Source organism: Mycobacterium sp. IDUB_39, from assembly GCF_055419205.1.
This window is the reverse complement of record NZ_JBVAXF010000003.1, coordinates 122,813-143,855: the sequence shown is the minus strand read 5'-3', so window position 1 is coordinate 143,855 and position 21,043 is coordinate 122,813. Positions and strand designations below refer to the sequence as shown.

Annotated in this window: 18 protein-coding genes and 2 riboswitches; of the genes, 9 read left to right on the top strand and 9 right to left on the bottom strand. The window is 67.2% G+C overall.

Going from position 1 to position 21,043, the window contains the following annotated elements; all coding sequences use genetic code 11:
* Positions 1-6: 6 nt before the first annotated feature.
* From ACZY0X_RS12590 to ACZY0X_RS12580, 3 genes are all read right to left on the bottom strand, one after another.
* Positions 7-309, bottom strand: a complete 303-nt coding sequence (locus ACZY0X_RS12590; protein WP_241405129.1) for an urease subunit gamma — start codon at positions 307-309, stop codon at positions 7-9.
* A gap of 99 nt (positions 310-408) precedes the next feature.
* Positions 409-828, bottom strand: a complete 420-nt coding sequence (locus ACZY0X_RS12585) for a PaaI family thioesterase (protein WP_463770835.1) — start codon at positions 826-828, stop codon at positions 409-411.
* Positions 829-1,040: 212 nt separating this feature from the next.
* Positions 1,041-1,820 carry an iron reductase gene (locus tag ACZY0X_RS12580; protein ID WP_463770834.1) on the bottom strand — a complete coding sequence of 260 codons (780 nt, stop codon included), beginning with the start codon at positions 1,818-1,820 and terminating at the stop codon, positions 1,041-1,043.
* Positions 1,821-2,037: 217 nt separating this feature from the next.
* Between ACZY0X_RS12580 and ACZY0X_RS12575 the strand changes: the two genes are divergently transcribed.
* The 9 genes from ACZY0X_RS12575 to ACZY0X_RS12535 all read left to right on the top strand — a co-directional run bounded on the left by ACZY0X_RS12575 (position 2,038) and on the right by ACZY0X_RS12535 (position 14,613).
* Complete coding sequence (locus tag ACZY0X_RS12575) at positions 2,038-2,451, top strand: BlaI/MecI/CopY family transcriptional regulator (RefSeq protein WP_241405126.1); 414 nt, start codon at positions 2,038-2,040, stop codon at positions 2,449-2,451.
* Between the two features lie 14 nt (positions 2,452-2,465).
* Positions 2,466-3,413: a M56 family metallopeptidase gene (locus ACZY0X_RS12570; RefSeq protein ID WP_463770832.1), complete on the top strand. Its 948-nt coding sequence runs from the start codon at positions 2,466-2,468 to the stop codon at positions 3,411-3,413.
* 61 nt (positions 3,414-3,474) lie between these two features.
* Entirely contained in the window at positions 3,475-4,929 is a 1,455-nt protein-coding gene (gene gndA / locus ACZY0X_RS12565) for an NADP-dependent phosphogluconate dehydrogenase (protein WP_463770831.1), read from the top strand.
* Positions 4,930-5,027: 98 nt separating this feature from the next.
* The gene (locus ACZY0X_RS12560; protein ID WP_463770830.1) at positions 5,028-6,464 is read left to right on the top strand and encodes a GuaB1 family IMP dehydrogenase-related protein; all 1,437 of its coding nucleotides are present in this window, start codon (positions 5,028-5,030) and stop codon (positions 6,462-6,464) included.
* A gap of 216 nt (positions 6,465-6,680) precedes the next feature.
* Positions 6,681-8,039 carry a hemolysin family protein gene (locus tag ACZY0X_RS12555; protein ID WP_463770828.1) on the top strand — a complete coding sequence of 453 codons (1,359 nt, stop codon included), beginning with the start codon at positions 6,681-6,683 and terminating at the stop codon, positions 8,037-8,039.
* Entirely contained in the window at positions 8,039-9,094 is a 1,056-nt protein-coding gene (locus ACZY0X_RS12550; RefSeq protein WP_463770827.1) for a hemolysin family protein, read from the top strand. Before ACZY0X_RS12555 ends, ACZY0X_RS12550 begins: the two co-directional genes overlap by 1 nt.
* A 55-nt stretch (positions 9,095-9,149) precedes the next feature.
* Positions 9,150-10,034, top strand: coding sequence for a 3-methyladenine DNA glycosylase (locus ACZY0X_RS12545; protein WP_463771564.1), 885 nt, complete (start codon positions 9,150-9,152; stop codon positions 10,032-10,034).
* Between the two features lie 26 nt (positions 10,035-10,060).
* Entirely contained in the window at positions 10,061-12,268 is a 2,208-nt protein-coding gene (locus ACZY0X_RS12540) for a malate synthase G (RefSeq protein WP_463770826.1), read from the top strand.
* A gap of 125 nt (positions 12,269-12,393) precedes the next feature.
* Complete coding sequence (locus ACZY0X_RS12535; protein WP_463770825.1) at positions 12,394-14,613, top strand: substrate-binding domain-containing protein; 2,220 nt, start codon at positions 12,394-12,396, stop codon at positions 14,611-14,613.
* A gap of 97 nt (positions 14,614-14,710) precedes the next feature.
* Here ACZY0X_RS12535 and gcvP read toward each other — a convergent pair whose 3' ends face one another.
* From gcvP to gcvH, 6 genes are all read right to left on the bottom strand, one after another.
* The gene (gcvP, locus tag ACZY0X_RS12530; protein WP_463770823.1) at positions 14,711-17,581 is read right to left on the bottom strand and encodes an aminomethyl-transferring glycine dehydrogenase; all 2,871 of its coding nucleotides are present in this window, start codon (positions 17,579-17,581) and stop codon (positions 14,711-14,713) included.
* A 39-nt stretch (positions 17,582-17,620) separates the two neighbouring features.
* Positions 17,621-17,744, bottom strand: a riboswitch (glycine riboswitch).
* Positions 17,745-17,843: riboswitch (glycine riboswitch) on the bottom strand. It lies immediately after the preceding riboswitch.
* Between the two features lie 43 nt (positions 17,844-17,886).
* Positions 17,887-18,510 carry a MerR family transcriptional regulator gene (locus ACZY0X_RS12525; RefSeq protein ID WP_241405117.1) on the bottom strand — a complete coding sequence of 208 codons (624 nt, stop codon included), beginning with the start codon at positions 18,508-18,510 and terminating at the stop codon, positions 17,887-17,889.
* A gap of 221 nt (positions 18,511-18,731) precedes the next feature.
* On the bottom strand, positions 18,732-19,226 hold the full coding sequence (locus tag ACZY0X_RS12520; RefSeq protein ID WP_241405116.1) for a bifunctional nuclease family protein: 495 nt from the start codon (positions 19,224-19,226) through the stop codon (positions 18,732-18,734).
* A gap of 48 nt (positions 19,227-19,274) precedes the next feature.
* Positions 19,275-20,027 (bottom strand): transcriptional regulator FtsR, encoded by a 753-nt coding sequence (ftsR, locus tag ACZY0X_RS12515; RefSeq protein WP_463770821.1) that lies wholly within the window; start codon positions 20,025-20,027, stop codon positions 19,275-19,277.
* A complete protein-coding gene (gene garA, locus ACZY0X_RS12510; RefSeq protein ID WP_463770819.1) occupies positions 20,027-20,506 on the bottom strand; it encodes a glycogen accumulation regulator GarA in 480 nt (159 codons plus the stop codon). The genes ftsR and garA overlap by 1 nt, the downstream gene beginning before the upstream one ends.
* A gap of 129 nt (positions 20,507-20,635) precedes the next feature.
* The gene (gene gcvH, locus ACZY0X_RS12505) at positions 20,636-21,031 is read right to left on the bottom strand and encodes a glycine cleavage system protein GcvH (protein ID WP_463770818.1); all 396 of its coding nucleotides are present in this window, start codon (positions 21,029-21,031) and stop codon (positions 20,636-20,638) included.
* Between the last annotated feature and the right edge of the window lie 12 nt (positions 21,032-21,043).

Below are 21,043 nucleotides of genomic sequence, written 5' to 3'. Positions count from 1 at the left end.
GCCACCTCAGGCGATCGGGTGGTGGACGGTGACGAGCTTGGTGCCGTCGGGGAAGGTGGCCTCAACCTGGACGTCATGCAGCATCTCGGGGATCCCGTCCATGACGTCATCGCGGCTCAGCACGTCGCGACCGCTGACCATGAGCTCGGCGACGGTGCGCCCGTCACGGGCGCCCTCGAGGAGGTGGTCGGTGATGACGGCGACGGCCTCGGGGTGATTGAGCCGAAGCCCACGCGCCTGACGGCGTCGAGCCAGTTCAGCGGCGTAGGAGATGAGCAGTCGATCCTGCTCGTGGGGGGTCAAACGCATAGTGCGCTGATCCTGCCACGGCGCGCCGCAGTCGGCAGCGCACGCGGGATCGCCCCGCGACGTTGCGGTTAGGCGTGCGAGTGCTTAAGCGTGCCGCGCTTAGGCGTTCGGCGCGTCGGCGGGCAGGTTCTGCAGCCGCACCTGACCACGAGCGACCATCTTGCCGTTCGTGTCGGTGATCTCGACAAGCCAGATCTGTTGACGCCGGCCGCGGTGGATGGGCGTGGAGACCGCGGTGACCGCACCCGCCTTGATGGCCCGCAGGAAGTCGGTGTTGTTGTTGACGCCCACCACGTTGCTCCCGAGCCCCTTGGACTCGAGCCAGCCCGCGGCCGACACGCTGGCCACGCTCTCCACGATCGAGCAGTACACGCCACCGTGCACGATGCCGTGCGGCTGAAGGAGCTTCTCGCTGATGGTGAGCTGCGCCCTTGCGCCGTCGGGGTTCGCATCCAGATAGGTGAGCCCGAGTTCGTCGTCGAAGCCTCCGCCGAAGTTCGGCGCTACGGAAGTCGTCACGTGACCTGTCTACATGGCCGGAGCGGGCCAGGGGAATTCGGGTCTGGAAACGAAAAACGGATGGGCCCCGCACAACATGTGCGGGGCCCATCCTCGAGTGGACCGGGGGTCTCTGCAGCCCTCAGGACTCCGGCTCGGTCCGGTGGTTCTTCGAAGTGTTGCTCGTGAAAATCGCGGTGCGTTTGCCTGCGCTAACAATAGGCAAGGCTGCCCTAATTTAGCAAGGCCTTCCCCGCGCAGACTCTCGTCGCGCCGCGAACCGGTGCCCCGAAGCCCATCAGGGCGTCGAGCACCGCCTGCCCGCGACGCATGCTGGTCAACTCGCTCGATCCGGCCAGTAACGGCACCTGGGTGGACGCGCTGACCACGGCACCGCCGACGATGTGCCACATCGCCGCCACGGACAGCGCACCCTCGCTCACGTCGTGCAGCTTGTCGAACAGCGGCTCCAGCGCGCGGTGACTGCGGTGGGCGACCCACGTCGTCAGCGCGGCCTCGCTCGGCAGCGCGACGATGCGATCCTGCGCTGAGTGCCTGCGCCGCATGCCGGGGCGGCCCCCGAAGTAGGAATCGTCCGGAAGGGCACGCAGCGTCGGGTCGACGACCCCGACCCAGTCGATGGCGCCCTCGGAGTCCACGTGCACCCACAGGTTCTCCAGGCCGCTGTCCCAAGCCCGCCCCTCGAGGACCAGCAGCGGAACCACCCGACCGAGCACGACGTGCGCGAGTGTCGCGGCCAACTGCTGCGAGACGGCCACCTTGCTATCGGTCTCGGCGGCCGCCGTGTCGAACATCGTCTGCAGACGGTCGGTGGTCAGCACCTCTGACAACGGCCACCAACGACGGCGAGAGAGGTCGCCCATCACCGCGACGCCATAGACGCGGGGGCACTCCGGATAGAGCTCGCGCAGCCGTCGACTGGAGTCGTGCAGGGGCAGTGGCCGGGTGATGGCCATGCCGGCGATCAGGGGATCGTCGACCAGGATCGTCATGGGGTCTCCCTCAGTTAGGTAAGCCTTACTATAGTGAGTGGAGGCTTACCTACAAGCAAACCCCTTGTGATTGGACTCACAGGCCCAGGTGAGCGAGGTGCTGACCGGTGGACTCGCGGAGGCGGGGAACTCACCGCACCTCTCTCGCCGTTGGATACGACACGCGGTAGTACGTCCGTAGTACGCTGATTTGACTGCTCAGGAGAGTGAACGGAACATGGCGAAGTTGACACGACTCGGGGAACTCGAGCGCGAGGTGATGGATCACCTGTGGTCCTCGCGCGAACCCCAGACCGTGCGCCAGGTGCACGAGGCACTCGCCGCACGGCGTGACCTGGCGTACACCACAATCATGACGGTCTTGCAGCGGCTCGCGAAGAAGAACCTGGTCGTCCAGCACCGCGACGACAGGGCACATCGCTACGCACCCACGCACGGCCGCGACGAGCTGGTTGCCGGTCTGATGGTGGACGCACTTGACCAGGTCTCGGACTCGGGAAGCCGCGAAGCCGCGCTGGTCCACTTCGTGGAGCGCGTCGGCGCGGGCGAGGCAGCGGCGCTGCGCCGCGCACTGACCGAACTCGAGGCGAAGCATCGCAGCGATCCGGCTGGCAATCTAGGCACCGGCTGAGGGACACTGTCAGCGTGTCCGCGCTGGCCTTCTCCATCGTCGCGCTGGTCCTCGTTGGACCGGTGCCCGCTGTGCTCGCGCGGGCCGCGTGGCCGCATCGCGCTCCGCGCGCGGCAGTCGTGCTCTGGCAGTCAATAGCGCTGGCCGGTGTGCTATCCGCGTTCAGCGCGGGTATCGCCATCGCCAGCAGATTGTTCGTACCTGGCCCTGACGGCCGCCCCACCGCCACATTCACCAGCGAGATCGCGGTACTGGGCTGGCCGATGTGGGTTCTCTACGTGGTCGTCTTCGCGCTCACCCTGATCGTCGGCGCGCGCCTGATTGTGGCCGTGCTGCAGGTCGCCATCGGCACCCGCAGGCGGCGCGCCCACCACCGGATGCTGGTCGACCTCCTCGGCGCATCTCACGCGGCGGCACCGGAGGTCTGTACCAAGGCCAGCGGGCTCCGGATCCTGGACGTCGATCAGCCCCTGGCCTACTGCCTGCCCGGCGTCCGTAGCCGCGTTGTCGTGAGCCAGGGCACCCTGACCAGCCTGGCGGACGCCGAGATTTCGGCGATCCTCAGCCACGAGAACGCCCATCTCCGTGCTCGACACGACCTGGTGCTGGAGATGTTCACCGCGGTACACGCCGCATTCCCGCGCCTCGTCCGAAGTGGCAGCGCGCTGGACGCCGTGCGCCTGCTCATCGAGCTCCTCGCCGACGACGCCGCCGTGCGTGACTCGGGACCGACTCCCCTGGCCCGCGCCCTGGTCGCCTGCGCCTCGGGTCGCACCCCGTCCGGTGCGATGGCCGCAGGCGGACCCACCACAGTCCTTCGGGTGCGCCGACTCGGCGGAAAGCCCAACAGCATGCCACTGTCAGTGGCCGCGTACGTGACCGCCGCCGCGGTCCTGATAGTCCCCACCATCGCGCTCGCGGTGCCATGGCTGACCGAACTCCAGAGACTCTTCGCCGCGTAACCGATTCACGAAACACCTTGTCAAAACCGCACTGCCACAACCAAACATCGAAAGGCTGCCTGTGACTTCGTCCGACACCTCCGCCACCGCACAGATTGGGGTCACCGGACTCGCGGTGATGGGCTCGAACATCGCCCGCAACTTCGCCCGACACGGTTACACCGTTGCCCTGCACAACCGCTCGGTGGCCAAGACCGACGCACTGCTGGAGGCGCACGGTTCGGAGGGTTCGTTCGTTCGCAGCGAGACCATCCCGGAGTTCCTGGCCGCGCTCGAGAAGCCGCGCCGCGTCCTGATCATGGTCAAGGCAGGCGACCCGACCGACGCCGTCATCAACGAGCTCGCCGATGCGATGGAACCCGGCGACATCATCATCGACGGCGGCAACGCGCTCTACACCGACACCATCCGCCGCGAGAAGGCCATCCGCGAACGCGGTCTGCACTTCGTCGGCGCGGGCATCTCCGGTGGTGAGGAGGGCGCACTGAACGGTCCCTCGATCATGCCCGGCGGGCCGGCCGAGTCCTACAAGAGCCTGGGCCCGCTGCTCGAGGAGATCTCCGCGCACGTCGACGGCGTGCCGTGCTGCACCCACATCGGCCCCGACGGCGCAGGGCACTTCGTCAAGATGGTGCACAACGGCATCGAGTACTCCGATATGCAGCTCATCGGCGAGGCCTACCAGCTGCTGCGCGACGGGCTGGGCAAGTCCGCGCCCGAGATCGCGGACGTGTTCGCAGAGTGGAACAAGGGCGACCTCGACAGCTACCTCATCGAGATCACCGCCGAGGTGCTCCGGCAGGTCGACGCGAAGACCGGTACACCGCTGGTGGACCTCATCCTCGATGAGGCCGAGCAGAAGGGCACCGGGCGGTGGACGGTGAAGTCCGCCCTTGACCTCGGTGTGCCCGTGACCGGTATCGCCGAGGCGGTCTTCGCGCGTGCACTGTCGGGCTCGGTGGCCCAGCGCAGAGCCACCACGGGCCTGGCCTCTGGCACTCTCGGCGAGAAGCCCGGTGACGCGGAGCGTTTCATCGAGGACGTCCGCCAGGCGCTGTACGCGTCGAAGATCGTCGCCTACGCGCAGGGGTTCAACCAGATCCAGGCCGGAAGCAACGAGTACGACTGGAACATCACGCCCGGCGATATGGCCACCATCTGGCGCGGCGGCTGCATCATCCGGGCCAAGTTCCTCAACCGCATCAAGGACGCCTTCGACACCGACGCCGACCTGCCGACGCTGATTGTCGACCCCTACTTCCGGGCGGCCATCGAGGCGGCCGTGGACAGCTGGCGCAGAGTCGTCATCACCGCAACGCAGCTGGGCATCCCGGTGCCCGGCTTCGCCTCGGCGCTGTCCTACTACGACGCGCTGCGCACCGAGCGACTGCCCGCCGCGCTGACCCAGGGACTGCGCGACTTCTTCGGCGCCCACACCTACGGTCGCATCGATACCGACCACGCCCGGCGCTTCCACACGCTGTGGAGCGGCGACCGCACCGAGATCGAGGCCTAAGTCCCTCTCGCGAGCAGACACAAACCTGCCCTTTTCTGGGCGCAAATGGGCAGGTTTGTGTCTGCTCGGCGGAAATGCCGGGCAACTAGGCTTGAGGAATGCGTTTCCTCGATGGCCACCGTCCGCCGTACGACCTGACCTACAACGACGTCTTCGTCGTGCCGGGGCGGTCCGACGTCGCCTCACGGTTCGACGTCGACCTGTCCACGATCGACGGCTCCGGCACCACGATCCCGGTCGTCGTGGCCAACATGACAGCCGTCGCGGGCCGTCGCATGGCCGAGACCGTGGCCCGCCGGGGCGGCATCGTCGTACTGCCCCAGGACCTCCCGATTCCCGCGGTGGCCGAGACCGTCAACTTCGTGAAGAGCCGCGACCTGGTGGTCGACACCCCGGTTCTGCTGTCCCCCGACAACTCCGTCTCGGATGCGACCGCCCTGATCCACAAGCGCGCGCACGGTGCCGCGGTGGTCGCTTTCGAGGACCGGCCGGTGGGCCTGGTCACCGAGTCATCGTGTGTCGGGGTGGACCGCTTCGCCCGCGTGCGGGATATCGCTCTGACCGACTTCGTCACCGCGCCGGTCGGCACACCGCCGCGCGAGGTGTTCGACCTCCTCGAGCACGCGCATGTCGGGGTCGCGGTGATGACCGCCGCCGACGGCACCGTCGCGGGCGTGCTGACCAGGACCGGTGCCATTCGCGCGGGTATCTACACGCCCGCCGTCGACGCGGCCGGACGACTGCGAATCGCCTCCGCGGTGGGCATCAACGGTGACGTGGGCGCAAGGGCCCTCGCGCTCGCCGAGGCCGGCGCGGACGTGCTGGTCGTCGACACCGCGCACGGGCACCAGGTGAAGATGCTCGACGCCATCAAGGCGATCGCCTCGCTCGACCTCGGCCTGCCCCTGGTGGCCGGCAACGTGGTCTCGGCGCAGGGCACACGCGACCTCATCGACGCGGGAGCGTCCATCGTCAAGGTCGGCGTGGGCCCCGGCGCCATGTGCACCACTCGGATGATGACCGGCGTCGGCCGCCCGCAGTTCTCGGCGGTGGTCGAATGTGCCGCCGCAGCACGGGAACTCGGTGCACATGTGTGGGCCGACGGCGGCGTGCGACACCCGCGCGACGTGGCCTTGGCGCTGGCCGCCGGCGCGTCGAACGTCATGATCGGATCCTGGTTCGCCGGCACCTACGAGTCCCCCGGTGACCTGATGTATGACCGGGACGGCCTGGTCTACAAGGAGAGCTACGGCATGGCCTCCAAACGCGCGGTGGCCGCCAGGACGGCCGCGGACAGCCCATTCGATCGCGCCCGAAAGGCGCTGTTCGAGGAGGGCATCTCATCGTCGCGGATGGGTCTGGACAACGCCCGCGGCGGCGTCGAGGACCTGCTCGACCACATCACCTCCGGCGTGCGCAGCACCTGCACCTACGTCGGGGCCGAGACGCTGCCCGAGCTGCACGACAAGGTGGTGCTCGGCGTCCAGTCCGCGGCGGGCTTCGCCGAGGGCCACCCGCTGCCGACCGGCTGGTGAGACGGCGTACGTCAGTGCGTTTTCATCGCGGCTGCCTCCGCTAACATGAGATTCACCATTTCCGACCGAGAGGGAACACGTGCCGCAGGCACCCGCTGAGGCTCCCGGTTCTGAGGGGGCCGCCGAAGCCGCGCGGCCCACCCCGGGACCGTCTGACGCCGAGCCCTCCAGTAGTGAGCCGGGCCCCGCGCCCGGCGACAGAGGGTCAGCTATCCGATGAGTCTGACCTTCACTTTGTTGAGCCTGCTGGCGATCGTGCTGCTGACCGCTGGCACCGCGGTGTTCGTCGCCGCCGAGTTCGCGTTGACCGCGCTGGAACGCAGCACCGTCGACTCCAATGCGAAGTCAGGCGGCTGGCGCGACGCCATCGTTCAGAAGGCCCACCGCACCCTGTCGTTTCAGCTCTCCGGTGCGCAGCTGGGCATCTCCATCACGACACTGGCCACCGGTTACCTGGCTGAGCCGGTGGTCGCGCGGCTGCTTCGGCCGCCGCTGTCAGCGATTGGGCTACCCGAGCGGATGCTCGACGGGGTGGCCCTGGCGCTGGCCCTGTTGATCGCGACCTCGCTGTCGATGGTGTTCGGCGAACTGGTCCCCAAGAATCTCGCCGTCGCGAAACCCACTGCCACGGCGCGGTGGGCGGCGCCCCCGCAGTGGTGGTTCTCCTGGCTGCTCACGCCGGCGATCAACGTCACCAACGGCACCGCCAACTGGATTCTGCGCCGGATGGGCATCGAACCGGCCGAGGAACTGCGGTCGGCGCGCTCCCCGCAGGAGTTGGTGTCGCTGGTGCGCAACTCCAAGCAGCGCGGATCGCTGGACGCCGCGACCGCCGACCTGGTCGACCGTTCCTTGAAGTTCGGTGAGCGCACGGCCGAGGAACTGATGACGCCCCGTCCCAAGATCGAGGCACTGGACGCCGACGACACCGTCGCCGACCTGCTGATCAAGGCCATGGAGACCGGTTACTCGCGGTTCCCCATCATCGAGGGTGATCTCGACGAGACCATCGGCATAGTGCACGTCAAGCAGGTGTTCGCGGTGCCGGTCGACGACCGGCCACGAATGCGCGTCGCAGCTCTGGCTCAGCCGGTGATGACCGTGCCGTCCACCCTTGACGGCGATGCCGTCATGACCCAGATCCGCGCCAACGGATTGCAGACGGCCCTGGTGGTTGACGAGTACGGCGGCACCGCGGGCATGGTGACCGTCGAGGACCTCATCGAGGAGATCGTCGGCGACGTCCGCGATGAGCACGACGACGCGACGCCCGACGTGGTCGAGGTCCGGGACGGCTGGCAGGTCTCCGGGCTGCTGCGCATCGACGAGGTCGACACCGAGACACCGTTTCGGCCGCACGACGGTGAGTACGAGACGATCGGCGGTCTGGTGCTCGAGGAGCTCGGCCACATTCCCGAACCCGGTGAGACCGTCGAACTCAACGCCTTCGACCCCGACCGGCCGATGGATGACCCGGTGCGCTGGCAGGCCAAGGTGATTCGAATGGACGGACGCAGGATCGACCTGCTTGAGCTCACCCCGCTCGGTAGACGCGGCGAGGAGGAGGAGCACTGATGGGTTCCGACTTCTTCGGTGTCTTCCTGACAGTCGTCCTGCTGGCGGCGAACGCGTTCTTCGTCGGTTCGGAGTTCGCGCTGATCTCGGCGCGCCGCGACCGGTTGGAGGCGCTGGCCGAACAGGGCAAGAAGAGTGCCGTCACGGTGATGCGGGCGGCCGAGCAGTTGTCGCTGATGCTCGCCGGCGCCCAGCTCGGCATCACCGTGTGCTCCATCCTGCTGGGCCGCGTCGGCGAACCCGCCATCGCCCACCTGCTGGAGAAACCGTTCGGCGCGTTGGGGATTCCCGACACGGTGTTGCATACGGTGTCGTTCGTCATCGCGCTTGCGCTGGTGGTGACATTGCACGTGCTGCTGGGCGAGATGGTGCCGAAGAACATCGCCATCGCCGGACCCGAGTCGGCGGCGATGCTGCTGATCCCGGTGTATCTGGTCTACATCAAGCTCGCCAAGCCGTTCATCGCCTTCTACAACTGGTGCGCCAACACCACACTGCGCGCGTTGGGGGTGGAACCGAAGGACGAACTCGACGTCACCGTGTCGACCGTCGAACTGTCGGCGATGATCGCCGAGTCACGGTCGGAGGGTCTGCTCGATCCCGAGGAGCACACCCGGCTCACGCGTGCCCTGGCGATCCGCACGCGCAGCGTCAACGACGTGGCGATACCGCTCGAACAGATCCGCGCGGTCCCCGTGGCCTCCCCCGGCCGGGGTCCCACTGTCGAGGCCGTCGAACGCGCGCTGGCCGACACCGGGTACTCGCGCTTCCCGGTGACCGACGAGTCCGGTGTGTACATCGGCTACCTGCACATCAAGGATGTGTTGTCGCTGATCAACGACCCGGCCGCGGTGATCGACCGGTCGATTGTGCGGCCGCTGCCGCGTCTGGCGGCGTCCTTGCCGGTGCCCGACGCGTTGTCACGGCTGCGTCGTGACAACAGCCACCTGGCGCTCGTCACCACCGATGATGACGTGGTGACCGCGATGGTGGCGCTGGAGGATCTGGTCGAAGACCTGGTGGGGACGGTGCGTGACGGAACGCACCGTGTCTGATCACACGGCGGCTCATCACACGGCGGCTCATCACACGGCGGCTCATCACACGACGATCCTGACCGAGGCCGACTGGACCGACCGCGAGCGATGTCACGCGGAGCGCGTCGACCTGTTCGTCGAACCGCACCAGCGCCGGGCCCGCCGCGGTGAGGCCCACCCGGTGTGGGACTTCCTGTTCACCTACTACAGCCTGCGGCCCAAACACCTCCGGCGCTGGCATCCGGGTTTCGGCACCCACCTGGCGGGACGTTCGGCCGAGCGTTACCTGGAGCGGGCGGGGTACGGCCGAACGGGAGCCACCGTCGGCGTCACCCCTGACTACCTGGCCACCCGGATCGACACTGTCGAGTTCATCGCCGATCTGCTGCGCGCCACATCGCATCGGCCGGCCCGGCTCAACTGCTTCGGACTGCACGAGTGGGCGATGGTCTATCGCGCGCCGCAGGTCCGCCACGATCAGGTGCCGCTGCGACTCGGGGGTGCAGGGACTGACACCGTCGTCGAGTCGATGCCGTTACGGTGCAGCCACTTCGACGCCTATCGCTTCTTCACACCTGCTGCCGTGCCGCGCAACGCCGAGCCGCTCACCCGAGCGGGTCAGGTCGCACACGAGCAGCCGGGATGCCTGCACGTCGCCATGGATCTCTACAAGTGGTCCTTCAAACTCGGGCCGCTCGTCGACTCCGAACTCGTGCAGGACTGCCTCGAGCTGGCCGCCGACGCTCGCGAACTCGACATGCGCGCGAGCCCGTATGACCTGACTGACTACGGTTTCGAGCCGATCCCCATCGAAACACCGGCGGGCCGAGCCGAATACGTCCGCGCGCAGCAGGATGTCGCCGACCGTGCGGCGCCCCTTCGGGCCGCCCTCGCCGGCCGATGTGACCTGCTACTCACCGCGGGAGCGCATCGGTTGACCGCATTTACCGGCGGCTAAGCTAGATCGACGCTCGAGGAGGAGACATGACCGATCGCGTGAACGTTGGCGCCCTGCGGGTGGCGCGCGTGCTCTATGACTTCGTCAATAACGAGGCCCTGCCCGGCACCGGGCTGGACCCCGATACTTTCTGGGCGGGCGTGGACAAGGTCGTGACCGATCTGTCCCCGAAGAACCAGGATCTGCTGGCTCGCCGCGACGAACTGCAGGCGCAGATCGACAAGTGGCATCGCCAACGTGCCATCGGCCCGCACGATGCCGACGAGTACAAGCAGTTCCTCACCGATATCGGCTACCTCCTGCCCGAGCCCGCCGACTTCAGCATCACCACCTCGGGTGTGGACGACGAGATCACCAGCACGGCGGGTCCGCAGCTCGTGGTTCCGATCCTCAACGCCCGCTTCGCGCTCAACGCCGCCAACGCGCGGTGGGGCTCGCTGTATGACGCGCTGTACGGCACCGACGTCATCAGTGAAGAGGACGGCGCCGAGAAGGGCACCAGCTATAACCGGGTGCGCGGCGACAAGGTGATCGCCTACGCGCGCAACTTCCTGGACGAGGCCGTCCCGCTGGCCGCAGGCTCCTGGAGCGATGCCACCGGCCTCAAGATCGACGACGGCCAGTTGCTGGTCACCTACGGTGATGACCTGTCGGTCGGCCTGGCGGCCCCCGAGCAGTTCGTCGGCTACACCGGTAAGCCGGGCGAGCCGCAGTGGTCGGTGCTACTGGTCAACCACGGCCTGCACGTCGAGATCCTCATCGACCCCGACTCCCCCGTCGGCGCGACCGACAAGGCAGGCATCAAGGACGTCGTCCTGGAGTCCGCGATCACCACGATCATGGACTTCGAGGACTCCGTGGCCGCGGTCGACGCCGATGACAAGGTGCTGGGCTACCGCAACTGGCTCGGCCTGAACCGCGGTGATCTGAGCGAAGAGGTCGCCAAGGGTGACAAGACGTTCACCCGCGTGCTCAACGCTGACCGTGTCTTCAGCACCACCGACGGGGAGGGCGAACTCACGCTGCCGGGACGCAGCCTGCTGTTCGTCCGCAACGTCGGGCACCTGATGACCAATGACGCCATTACCGATGGCGAGGGCAACGAGGTGCCCGAGGGCATCCAGGACGCGCTGTTCACCGGGCTCATCGCCATGCACGGCCTGCGGGACGGCTCCGAGAACGACGGCGCCAGTGGTCCGTACGCCAATAGCCGCACCGGCTCGGTTTACATCGTCAAGCCCAAGATGCACGGACCCGACGAGGTCGCGTTCACCTGCGAGCTGTTCAGCCGCGTCGAGGATGTGCTCGGTCTGCCGCAGGCCACCCTCAAGGTCGGCATCATGGACGAGGAGCGCCGCACCACGCTGAACCTCAAGGCGTGCATCAAGGCCGCCGCCGACCGTGTGGTCTTCATCAACACCGGCTTCCTGGACCGCACCGGCGACGAGATCCACACGTCGTTGGAGGCCGGCCCGATGATCCGCAAGGGCGCGATGAAGAGCCAGCCGTGGATCAAGGCGTACGAGGACGCAAACGTCGACACCGGCCTGGCCGCGGGGTTGTCCGGCAAGGCCCAGATCGGCAAGGGCATGTGGGCCATGACCGACCTGATGGCCGATATGGTCGAGCAGAAGATCAGTCAGCCCAAGGCCGGCGCCACCACTGCCTGGGTGCCCTCCCCGACGGGCGCGACGCTGCACGCAATGCACTATCACCTGGTCGACGTGTTCGAGGTCCAGAAGGAACTCGCGGGCAAGAAGCGTGCCACCATCGATGAACTCCTCACCATTCCGCTCGCCAAGGAGTTGGCGTGGGCACCCGAGGAGATCCGCGAGGAGGTCGACAACAACTGCCAGTCGATCCTGGGCTACGTGGTGCGTTGGATCGACGCGGGTGTCGGCTGCTCGAAGGTGCCCGACATCCACAATGTCGCCCTGATGGAGGATCGCGCGACGCTGCGCATCTCGAGCCAGTTGCTGGCCAACTGGCTGCGCCACGGCGTGATCACCGCCGAGGACATCAACGCGAGCCTGCGCCGGATGGCGGCCGTCGTCGACGAGCAGAACGGGAAGGATCCCGACTACCTGCCGATGGCACCCGATCCCGATGCGAGCATCGCGTTTGCGGCCGCTCAGGAGCTGATCCTGTCCGGTGCCGATCAGCCCAACGGGTACACCGAGCCGATCCTGCATCGCCGCCGCCGCGAGTTCAAGGCCCGTCACACCGGCCAGTGACTAGACTTCGGCGGGGCCACGCGATGTGTCGCTTCGAGCCGAACAATTGGTGAAGCGGCGGAGCCGAACGAATGGTGACGCGTCGGGCCTGAGACCAGCCAACAACACGAGCGTAGAGGATGGGGATGGGTAGGCACAGCGTTCCCGATCCCGAGGATTCGGCGGATGAGCCGCAGGATTTCGATGCGGACCAACCGCATGTTCACGGATCCGACGAGCCCACCACCGGACCCGGGTACGACGACGATCCGCGGCGCGAGCCGGGATACGACGAAAGCCCTTATCGGGAACCGTTTTTCGGCGAGGGCAACGATGTTGGCTCGACCTACGGCCAGCCCGAGCCCGACTACCGCGATGACGCGTACTGGCAGTCGCAACGCACCGCCCGGTATGACGAGGACTTCGAATACCTCGGCAGCCCGACGGACGATGGTCTCGCCGACGACGGATACGCCGATGACGGTTTAGCCGATGACGAATACGACGCTGACGGATACGACAGCGACGGCGTAGAGGACGACGAGTCGCCGACGCGGGCGTTCGCGTCGAACCCGCCGCCTCCGCGTCCACCGCTCGATGGACCTCAGCACGGCAGCGACTGGGACGGCGAATGGACCGGCAGCCACCGCGCCATCACCACCAAACGACGCGGTGTCAGCGTCAGCGTGATTGTCGCGCTGGTCACAGTCGTGGTGGTGGTCGGCGCGATCATCCTGTGGCGCTTCTTCGGTGACGTGCTGTCCAACCGCTCGCAGGTGTCGGCGGCACGATGTGTCGAGGGCGAGGTCGTCGTCGCGGTGGTCGTCGATCCGTCGATCGCCGACCAGGTAGGCCCGCTCGCCGAGCAGTACAGCCAGTCCGCGGCCCCGGTCGGCGACAAGTGCGTCAAGGTCGGTGTCCGCTCCGCCGACTCTGACGATGTGATCAACGGTCTCTCCGGAACCTGGCCCGCTGAGCTCGGCGAGCGTCCCGCGCTGTGGATTCCGGGTAGTTCGGTGTCCGTGGCCCGTCTGGAGGCCGCCGCCGGTGGCGCGATCACCAGCGACAGTCGGTCGTTGGTCACATCACCAGTGCTGTTGGCGGTTCGTCCGCAACTGAAGACGGCGCTAGCGCAACGGAGTTGGTCGGATCTGCCGCCACTGCAGACCAACCAGACCGCGCTCGACGCGCTCAACCTCCCCGGCTGGGGTGGGCTTCGCCTGGCACTTCCACTCTCGGGTGACGCCGACGCGACGTTCATCGCGGCCGAGGCCGTCGCCGCAGCCAGCGCTCCTGCTGGCGCACCCGCCACAGCAGGTGCGTCGGCGATCAACACACTGGTGGCGGGTCAGCCGAAACTGGCCGACACCAAGGCATCCACGGCGATGGACGCCCTGTTGGCTGGCAGCGATCCCGCCGCCTCCTCCGTGCACGCGGTGGCGAGCACCGAGCAGCAGCTGTATCAACGGGCCGCCTCGCTGCCCGACGCCTCGAACAAGCTCGCGGGGTGGCTGCCCTCGGGCCCCGCCGCGATCGCCGACTACCCGACCGTGCTGCTGGCCGGCGACTGGCTGGCCCAGGAGCAGGTCAGCGCGGCCAGCGAGTTCGCCCGTTTCCTCCGCAAGCCAGAGGCGCTGGCCGAGTTCGGCAAGGCGGGCTTCCGGACCGACGGTGGCGAAACCCCCGACAGTGATGTCACCGACTTCGGACCGCTCGCGGACCCGGTGTCGGTGGGCGACAACGCGTTGCGTGCCACGCTCGCCGAGGCCGTCAGCGCACCCGCGGCGAATCCGGCCGTCACCATCATGCTGGAACAGTCGATGGACACTGATGAGGGTGGCAGTAGTCGGCTCGCCAACGTGACAGCAGTACTCGACGAACGAATCAAGACACTGTCACCGACCGCGGACATCGGGCTGTGGACGTTCGACGGCGTCGCAGGACGCTCCGAGGTGCCATTCGGTCCACTGGGCGATCCGGTCGGTGGGCAGCCCCGCTCGGAGGTGTTGGTCAGCAACCTGAGAAATCAGGTCGCATCCGGCGGTGGCGCGGTGTCCTTCACCACGCTGCGGTTGATCTACAACGAGGCCGTGGCGAATTATCGTGACGGCCAGGCGAACTCGGTCCTGGTCATCACCACCGGCCCCCACACCGACCAGTCACTTGATGGTGCCGGGCTGCAGGAGTTCATCCGCCAGACCTTCCAGCCGGGCAAGCCGGTCGCCGTCAACGTCATTGACTTCGGCACCGACCCGGACCGGGCGACCTGGGAAGCGGTGTCCCAGATCAGTGGCGGCACCTACCAGAACCTGAACAGCGCCGCGGGACCCGAACTGACCGCAGCGCTGTCCAGCGTGCTGCCCTGACCGAGCTGCAAGGACGTTGAGATAGCGCTGGCGGCGACGACTACTCGAATTTAGGCAACGCCAGCGCTATCTCAACGCAAGGGAATGGCGGACTAGGTCAGGCGAACGCCTCGACCGGAGGACACGAGCACACCAGATTCCGATCGCCGTACGCGCTGTCGATGCGGCGCACCGGCGGCCAGACCTTGGGCCGGAACCCCTTGCCCAGCGGATACGCTGCCTGCTCCCTGGTGTAGGGATGGTCCCAGTTCTCGACCAGCAGGCTCTCGGCGGTGTGCGGCGCCCCGCGCAGCGGATTGTCCTCGACCGGCCACGCACCCGATCCGACCTGATCGATCTCGGCCCGGATGGCGATCATCGCGTCGCAGAAGGCGTTCACCTCGGCGAGGCTCTCGCTCTCGGTCGGTTCCACCATCAATGTGCCCGCCACCGGGAAGCTCATGGTCGGAGCGTGAAAACCGTAGTCCGCCAGCCGCTTGGCCACATCATCGACGGTGACGCCGGTGCTCTTGGTGATCTGGCGCAGGTCCAGGATGCACTCGTGGGCGACCATGCCGTTCTCGCCGGTGTAGAGCACGGGGTAGTACTCGTCGAGGCGTCGGGCGACGTAGTTCGCCGATGCAATCGCGGTCAGCGTCGCCGCACGCAGCCCCGGTGCACCCATCATCCTGATGTAGGCCCAGGTGATCGGCAGGATCGATGCTGACCCGTACGGGGCGGCCGACACTGTGTAGGTGTCGGTGAGCTCGTCGGCGAGCGGATGGCCCGGCAGGTACGGGATCAGGTGCGAGCGGACCGCGACGGGCCCGACGCCGGGACCGCCGCCACCGTGCGGGATGCAGAACGTCTTGTGCAGGTTCAGGTGGCTGACATCGCCGCCGAACTTACCGGGCCGTGCCAGGCCCACCAGCGCGTTGAGATTGGCGCCGTCGACGTACACCTGGCCGCCGACGTCGTGCACCGCGGCGCAGATCTCGGCGACATCGTGCTCGTACACACCGTGCGTCGACGGGTAGGTGATCATCAGTGCCGCAACCGTATCGGCGTGCTCGGCGATCTTGACCCGCAGATCGTCGAGGTCGACGTCACCATTGTCGCGGCACGCGATGACCACGACACGCATTCCCGCCAGAGCCGCCGACGCCGCATTGGTGCCGTGCGCGCTGGACGGGATCAGGCAGATGTCGCGACGGTCATCGCCGCGGCTCTGGTGATAGGCGCGAATCGCCAGAAGTCCCGCGTACTCCCCCTGCGACCCGGCGTTGGGTTGCAGTGAGACCGCGTCGTACCCGGTGAGCTGGGTCAGCCAGGTCTCCAGGTCCGCGATCAGCGTGCGCAGGCCCGGTGTGTCGGACGCGGGTGCGAACGGATGCTGGCGGGCGAACTCCGGCCAGGTGATCGGCTCCATCTCGGCGGCCGCATTGAGCTTCATCGTGCACGAGCCCAGCGGGATCATGCTGCGGTCCAGCGCGATGTCCTTATCCGACAGCGCACGCAGGTAGCGCATCATCTCGGTCTCGGTGCGGTACCGCGAGAACGCCGGGTGCTGCAGGAAGGTCGATGTGCGGGTGTGGATCTCGGGACCCGCCCAGTGGTGCCCGCCGCGGGTGCCGCCGAACGCCTCGAGAACCTGCTCGACATGCTCGGCGGACGTCGCCTCGTCACACGACACCGAGATGTGGTCGGCGTCCACCAGCCACACGTTGATGCCACGGTCCTTGGCCTGTGCACGAATCTCCTCGGCCCGCCCGGGCACGTGGGCCAGCACGGTGTCGAAGAATGTGTCGTGCACCACCGTCACCCCGGCGGACAGCAGGCCCGCGGCCACCGCGAGCGCATGACCGTGCACCTTGTGCGCGATCGAGGTGAGGCCGTCGGCGCCGTGGTAACTGGCGTACATCGCCGCAGTCACCGCGAGAAGCACCTGCGCGGTACAGATATTGCTGGTCGCCTTGTCGCGACGAATGTGCTGCTCGCGGGTCTGCAGCGCGAGGCGGTACGCCGGGGATCCGTCGGCGTCGACCGACACGCCGACCAGGCGGCCGGGCAGCTGGCGGGCGTGCTTGGTGTGCACGGCGAGATAACCGGCGTGGGGTCCACCGAAACCCATTGGCACACCGAAGCGTTGAGTGGTACCGAAGGCCACGTCCGCGCCGATGTCCCCCGGCGGCGTGACCAGCGTCAGCGCGAGCAGGTCGGCGCCCACGGCCACCAGCGCGCCGCGGTCGTGAGCGGACGCGATCAGATCGCTCCAGTCGTTGACGGTGCCGCTCGCACCGGGAAGCGAGACGATGACACCGAAGAAGTCGCCCTCGGGCAGCCCGTTGCGCAGGTCGGCGGTGACGATCTCAATGCCGAGCGGCTCGGCACGAGTCGCCAGGATTGCGGCGGTCTGGCGGTAGATGTCCGCATCGACGGCGAGACGGTTGGCGGAACCCTTCACCGCGCGGTGCATCAATGTCATGGCCTCGGCGGCGGCGGTGCCCTCGTCGAGCATCGACGCGTTCGCCACTTCGAGCCCGGTCAGATCCTCGACCATGGTCTGGAAGTTGAGCAGCGCCTCCAGTCGGCCTTGGCTGATCTCCGGCTGGTACGGGGTGTATGCGGTGTACCAGGCCGGGTTCTCGAGGATGTTGCGGCGCAGCACCGGCGGCGTGAGGGTGTCGAAGTAACCCTGTCCGATCATCGACACCGCGACGGTGTTGGCGTCGGCCATGGCGCGCAGATCGGCCAGGGCGTGCTCCTCGGTGGCCGGCGGTGGCAGCTGATCGAGACCGGGTGCCAGACCGTCGGCGGTCAGCGCGTCGAGAATTCCCGCGGGCAGGGCCTTCTCGGCGAGGCTGGCAAGCGAATCGACGCCGATGACCTGGAGCATCGTCGCCACGGCATCCGAATCCGGTCCGATATGACGGTCGGCGAAGCGGGGCTGGTGATGATCGGCCGAGAAATGGGGATGACTACCGGACACGTGGACCTCTCGGGTTCGAAAACGCTCGACTCGTTGCGGTCCTCCCCCTCTGTCGTCGACCCGTACCGGGCGCCTGAGAGATTCGGCTACCCCCGGGGCGATGCGCGGAGATGGCCTTTCCCCATGGGCGGGCAGGATGACCTGCCACTTTCCAGAGGCATCGGGGCCCGGCGCGGTCCTGGGTGCCTGAGAGGTTGACGGAGAGGTGTTGCTCCTTCGGCGTCCGTGACTGGCCGTCACGAAGCTCTCCCGCGCGAGGGCGATGCGCTGCTGATTCTACCGGCAGCTGCAGGGTTGGTGAGACGTCAGCCGATCTTGCGGTCGCGACTCTTGCGACGCGATGCCAGCTCGTCCTCGGGTGCGGCGATCGACTCGCCGCCGTCAGCGCGCTCACCTGGGAAATCGGCGATCGCACCGGTCAGCTCGCGCATGGCGCCCGACACCGCGATACCGAACACACCCTGGCCGCCCTGGAGGAGGTCGACGACCTCTTCGGCGGACGTGCACTCATAGACGGTGGTGCCGTCGGAGAACAGGGTGATGTTGGCCAGATCCTGCACACCGCGCTGGCGCAGGTGATCGACGGCCACCCGGATGTTGTGCAGTGAGATGCCGGTGTCCAGCAGTCTTTTGACGATCTTGAGGACCAGGATGTCCTTGAACGAGTACAGCCGCTGGCTGCCCGAGCCTGCCGCGCTGCGGATCGACGGCACGACCAGTGAGGTACGCGCCCAGTAGTCGAGCTGGCGGTACGTGATCCCCGCGATCTGGCAGGCGCTCGGACCGCGGTAACCGACGAGTTCGTCGGGTACCGAGTCATCGGGGAACAGTCGACCCTGAACTGGCTCGGCGGCTACGGTCGGCCCAGGCTGGACGGACGTACCCCCCGACGACAGATCTAACTGCTCCTGACGTGGCGTGTCGCCCACTGTCCATCCTCTCGCCGAATCGAACTCGCTTCGTGCGTCACAGTCGAGACCACGGTCAGCGCGTTTGCTCCAAGCTCGAACTTGTCGAGCATACGCTCCCGGCAAGGCCCATGACCGCCTGAAGTTAGATCAAATTATGGCTGTCCAAATCGCGGTTACCGCAAACCTCGCGGCGTGTCGACATTCGTGAGATGGATCCGTGACCAACCGGCTACCTGCGCTCAAGTCGCCTTGAAGTCATCGGGCGACACGCTGTCGAGGAACTCCTTGAACTTCTCGACCTCGTCCTCGCGCACCGCGCCGGTGCCCTCCTCGTCGCCCTCGTCCGGGATCAACAGACCCGCCTCGGCGAGCACTGCCTCCTCGACATAGATCGGCACGCCGACGCGCAGGGCGATTGCCACCGAGTCCGACGGCCTGGCCGACACCGTGATGTCCCGGTCGAAGATCAGGTCGGCGTAGAAGGTGCCCTCCTGCAACGCGACGATCCGGACTTCCTTGAGTGAATGGCCAAGGGCGGCAATCAGATCTCGGATCAAGTCGTGGGTCAGCGGGCGAGCCGGCTCAACGCCCTGCTGCTCCAGCGCGATCGCAGTGGCCTCCGTCTGCCCTATCCAGATGGGCAGATAACGATCGCCATTGGACTCGCGCAGCAGCAAGACCGGCTGGTTCTGCGGCTGCTCGATGCGTATGCCGACCACACGAACCTCACCCATCTGTGTACGCCCTCCGCACCGTCAAATCCGTCGAGCCGAGTCTAGTCCTCAGCGATCCAGAACGTCGCGCACCGCGGACTTGATCAACGACGTGTGCAATGTGATCGCCAGCGCCGCCACCTCACGGGCCAGGTCGTCCGCCCGATCGCGTGCGCCGGCCTTTCGGGTCTTGTCCACGGGTCCCGCGATCTGGGCGATCAGGTCGGACTGGCGGTCCGCGGCAGACCTGAACGCGCGCAGGTGGCGCGGTTCGATGCCGTAGTCGGCCAACGCCCGTGCGCACTGCAGGGTGATGACCGTGTACTCGTCGAAGAACCCGGCCACCCCCGGCTTGACCACGCCCGCCCTGACCAGGGTTGAGAGCAGCTCGTCGTCGACTCCCGACTTGGCCAGCACATCCTCGCGGCTCAACCGGACCTGCTGCCGCGCTACCGATCTACCTGCGGCAGCGTCGGACGCATCGGGATCAACCGGATCGTCGGACACCGGCACCAGGCGCGGCGCCGCGTAGGCCGAACCGATGGCCGGGATCTCGCCATCGGGTTGATCGTCGAGCGCAGCCTTGATGACCTTCAACGGCAGATAGTGGTCGCGCTGCGCGGTCAGGATGAACCGCAGCCGCGCACAGTCATAAGCGGTGAAGCGCCGATACCCCGAAGGTGTGCGTTCCGGCGTGACCAGCCCTTCGGCCTCCAAGAACCGGATCTTGGAGATGGTCACATCCGGGAAGTCGGGTCGCAGCAGGTCGAGGACCGCCCCGATCGACATCCCGGCGAGCGCAGGGGTGTCGGGGGCGGTCACTAGCTGCCCGGGCTGCCGTCGTCGGTCTTCGGGCCCGTCAGGAACACGAGACGGAACTTCCCGATCTGAACCTCGTCGCCGTTGGCGAGCACCGCGGAGTCCACCGGCTCGCGGTTGACGTACGTGCCGTTGAGGCTGCCGACGTCGACGACCTGGAACTCGCCGGTCTCCAGGCGGAACTCAGCGTGCCGCCGGCTAACGGTGACGTCGTCGAGGAAGATGTCGCTGTCGGGATGCCGTCCGGCCGATGTGGTGGCCTGATCGAGCAGGAACCGAGAACCAGCGTTGGGTCCACGCTTGACGACCAGCAATGCCGAACCGGTCGGAAGTCCCTCGACCCCCGAAACGGAGCTCTCGGAGCCCGCCGAGGCCGGCGCGTCCAACTCGTTGAGGAAGTCCGCACGGAAGACCGATGTGGTCTCGACCGTGACTTCATCCGAGGACTGGTCGGCTCCCGAACTGGTGTCGTTTTCCGTCACCCGCTGCTCCTAACTGGCTGCTGTGGCGATGTCTGGCACAAAGCTCGGCGCTGCGCGGCCGACCGTTGTGGGGTCACCACGACCGTACCGCGCGGGGTTGTCCGATGTGTCCACCACCGCCGGAATCGTTCATTCGTCGAGAGTGGCACGATACCCGTCCGCGTCGAGCAGCCCGGCCAGACCCTCCGCAAGCGCGGCGGCGTCGACCTGCAGGTCCATCAGCCAACCGGCGCCGTACGGGTCGGAGTTGACCAGTTCGGGCGAGTCGGCCAGATCTTCGTTCACCGCAATCACTTTCGCGGTCAGCGGCGAGTACAGCTCGGATTGGGACTTCGTGGACTCCACGTTGCCAAACTCGGCGCCCGCGGTGACGTCGGCGTCAGCCGACGGGAGATCGACGAACACCACATCGCCCAGCGCCGCTTGTGCGTAGTCGGTGATACCGACCCGCACGGTGTCGTCGCCGGTGCGCCGCACCCACTCGTGCTCGGGTGTGTAGAACAGGTCTGACGGGGTCTCGCTCACGGCGCTCCTAGG

Coding starts and splice junctions, on each gene's coding strand:
- ACZY0X_RS12590 (WP_241405129.1), bottom strand. CDS start 309: ATGCGTTTGACCCCCCACGAGCAGGATCGACTGCTCATCTCCTACGCC.
- ACZY0X_RS12580 (WP_463770834.1), bottom strand. CDS start 1,820: ATGACGATCCTGGTCGACGATCCCCTGATCGCCGGCATGGCCATCACC.
- ACZY0X_RS12575 (WP_241405126.1), top strand. CDS start 2,038: ATGGCGAAGTTGACACGACTCGGGGAACTCGAGCGCGAGGTGATGGAT.
- ACZY0X_RS12560 (WP_463770830.1), top strand. CDS start 5,028: ATGCGTTTCCTCGATGGCCACCGTCCGCCGTACGACCTGACCTACAAC.
- ACZY0X_RS12555 (WP_463770828.1), top strand. CDS start 6,681: ATGAGTCTGACCTTCACTTTGTTGAGCCTGCTGGCGATCGTGCTGCTG.
- ACZY0X_RS12550 (WP_463770827.1), top strand. CDS start 8,039: ATGGGTTCCGACTTCTTCGGTGTCTTCCTGACAGTCGTCCTGCTGGCG.
- ACZY0X_RS12540 (WP_463770826.1), top strand. CDS start 10,061: ATGACCGATCGCGTGAACGTTGGCGCCCTGCGGGTGGCGCGCGTGCTC.
- ACZY0X_RS12535 (WP_463770825.1), top strand. CDS start 12,394: ATGGGTAGGCACAGCGTTCCCGATCCCGAGGATTCGGCGGATGAGCCG.
- ACZY0X_RS12520 (WP_241405116.1), bottom strand. CDS start 19,226: ATGGGTGAGGTTCGTGTGGTCGGCATACGCATCGAGCAGCCGCAGAAC.